The sequence below is a fragment of the Bradyrhizobium genomosp. III genome, from assembly GCF_000261705.1.
In the GTDB taxonomy this organism is placed as follows: Bacteria; Pseudomonadota; Alphaproteobacteria; order Rhizobiales; family Xanthobacteraceae; genus Bradyrhizobium; species Bradyrhizobium ottawaense.
The window spans coordinates 1-2,477 of record NZ_AJQF01000191.1; the positions used below are offsets into that span (position 1 = coordinate 1).

Annotated in this window: 2 protein-coding genes and 1 pseudogene; all 3 read left to right on the forward strand. The window is 62.6% G+C overall.

Features of this window, described 5'->3' with window-relative positions; translation table 11 throughout:
• Nucleotides 1-434, forward strand: a pseudogene (locus IC66_RS0116745) (protein TolA); the annotation flags it as partial.
• A gap of 41 nt (nucleotides 435-475) precedes the next feature.
• Complete coding sequence (gene tolB / locus IC66_RS0116750) at nucleotides 476-1,822, forward strand: Tol-Pal system beta propeller repeat protein TolB (RefSeq protein ID WP_028140320.1); 1,347 nt, start codon at nucleotides 476-478, stop codon at nucleotides 1,820-1,822.
• A gap of 252 nt (nucleotides 1,823-2,074) precedes the next feature.
• On the forward strand, nucleotides 2,075-2,476 hold the full coding sequence (locus IC66_RS0116755) for a hypothetical protein (RefSeq protein ID WP_038948393.1): 402 nt from the start codon (nucleotides 2,075-2,077) through the stop codon (nucleotides 2,474-2,476).
• The last annotated feature ends 1 nt before the right edge of the window (nucleotide 2,477 follow it).

Consider the following 2,477-nt stretch of genomic DNA (forward strand, 5'->3'; position numbering starts at 1 on the left):
AGCGCAGCTTCGATCCCGCGCAGATCCAGCGCGACCTCGACAAGCGTGCCGCGACCCGGCACGAGCTCACGGGAACGGCGCTGAACGCCTCGGCCTCGCTGGGATCGGCGACCGGCACTGCCGCCAACAACATTGCGACCTGGCGCGGTGCGTTCCAGGCTGCGGTCAAGCGCTGCTTCACGCCGACCTATAACGGGCAGGACGCCGACCAGTACGAAGCCGACATCGACATTCCCATGAAGATCGACGGATCGCTGGCGTCCGAACCCATCGTGGTCGCGGTGAGGGGGCCGTCGCGGTCGATCGCCCAGGCGGTGGCGGAGAGCGCCAGGCGCGCCATCGTGCAGTGTCAGGTCTACGCGTTCATGCCGAAGCAGCAGTACGAGAGCTGGAAGCTCATTCCGATGACTTTCGGCCTGAAAGATATGTTGTGACATCCGAACAAAAGAATTTTGCAATGAATGACGTCCGATCGATGAACCGCCGCCGCTTCATGACCCTGACCGGATCAACGCTCGCGATGCTCGGGGGCGGACGTGCCCTCGCTCAAGGCCAGGACGGCCGCATCCGCATCGATCCCACGGCATTCCAGCCGATCCCGATCGCGATCACCGGCTTCGTGCCGGGCTCGCCGTCCGACGGCGACGTCGGCAACGGCGTCACTCAGGTCATCACCAACAATCTGAAGCGCTCGGGCCTGTTTGCCCCGATCGACCAGGCCGCCTTCATCGAGCGCATCAGCAACATCGACGTCGCGCCGCAATTCCAGAACTGGAAGACGCTCAACGCGCAGGCCCTCGTCACCGGCCGCATGACGCGGCAATCAGATGGACGGCTCAAGGCCGAATTTCGCCTGTGGGACGTGGTCTCCGGCCAGCAGCTCGCCGGACAGCAATATTTCACCTCGCCGGAATATTGGCGCCGCATCGCCCACATCATCTCCGACCAGATCTATGAGCGGATGACCGGCGAGAAGGGCTATTTCGACAGCCGCGTGGTGTTCGTGGACGAGAGCGGCCCGAAGGAGCGTCGCGTCAAGCGGCTCGCGATGATGGACCAGGACGGCGCCAATGTGCGCTACCTGACCCGCGGCTCCGACCTCGTGCTGACGCCGCGCTTCTCGCCGAACTCGCAAGAGATCACCTATATGGAGTTCGGCCAGGGCGATCCGAAGGTCTATTTGTTCAACATCGAGACCGGCCAGCGCGAGATCGTCGGCAACTTCCCGGGCATGACCTTTGCGCCGCGCTTCTCGCCGGACGGCCAGCGCGTCATCATGAGCCTGCAGCAGGGCGGCAATTCCAACCTGTTCGTGATGGATCTGCGCTCGCGCTCGACCACGCGCCTCACCGACACGCCGGCGATCGATACCTCGCCGTCTTACTCGCCGGACGGCACCCGCATCTGCTTCGAGTCCGATCGTGGCGGCAGGTCGCAGATCTATGTGATGGCCGCGGGCGGAGGACAGGCGCAGCGGATCTCCTTCTCCAAGGACGATACCAATGCCAGCTATTCGACCCCGGTGTGGTCGCCGAAGGGCGATTACATCGCCTTCACCAGGCAGGGCGGCGGGCAATTCTCGATCGGCGTCATGAAGCCCGACGGCTCCGGCGAGCGGCTGCTCACCTCCGGCTTCCACAATGAGGGCCCGACCTTCTCGCCGAACGGCCGCGTGCTGATGTTCTTCCGCGATCCCGGCGGCAATGGCGGGCCGTCGCTGTACAGCGTCGACATCTCCGGCCGCAACGAGCTCAAAGTGCCGACGCCCGGCTTCGCCTCCGACCCGGCATGGTCGCCGCTGCTATCCTCGACTGCGGGTTGACAAGAGAGCGCTAAAACATCGCGCGTTCAGACGCGCGATGTTGTCGAAAAACGCGCCGATTTTTTCGACTTTTCTGCGCAAAGCAAGCCTTCCTTCACCTTGTGCTCGGCAAGGCTTGCCTAGTTGCTTGATATTTAAGCGGAAATCGGTTCGCTGATACCGAAAAACAACTCGACTTTAACGATGTTCCCTCAGAAAGACTTCATCTGGGCTGGGTAAGACTACGCGCCAAACAGGACGCGTAACAAGCCAATGCAACTGGCCGACCAGAAGCAGAGTGATCGAGACGAGCTGGAGCCGATACTCTACGCCGCTCTCATCAACTCCATGGTGCAGAATTTCTGGGCGATCTTCCTCGGCTCGGCCTCCGCGGCCGTGGCCGCGGTGATGACTGCGTTGAAGACGGGCGACGTCTGGCTGTGGCCGCTTGCATTCCTGCTGATTGCCATCGGCACCGCGCGCGCCTTCCAGATGCGCGGATATGAAAACCGCACCGAGGTGCTGTCATTCGAAGAGGCCAAGCACCTGGAGCCGCGTTACTGGATCGGCGCGCTGAGCTATGCGGCCGTGCTCGGTGTGTGGGCCTTCGTCGTCATCTACAACAACAACGATCCGGTCGCCGACATGCTCTGTGTCGCCATCGGCATCGGCTAAA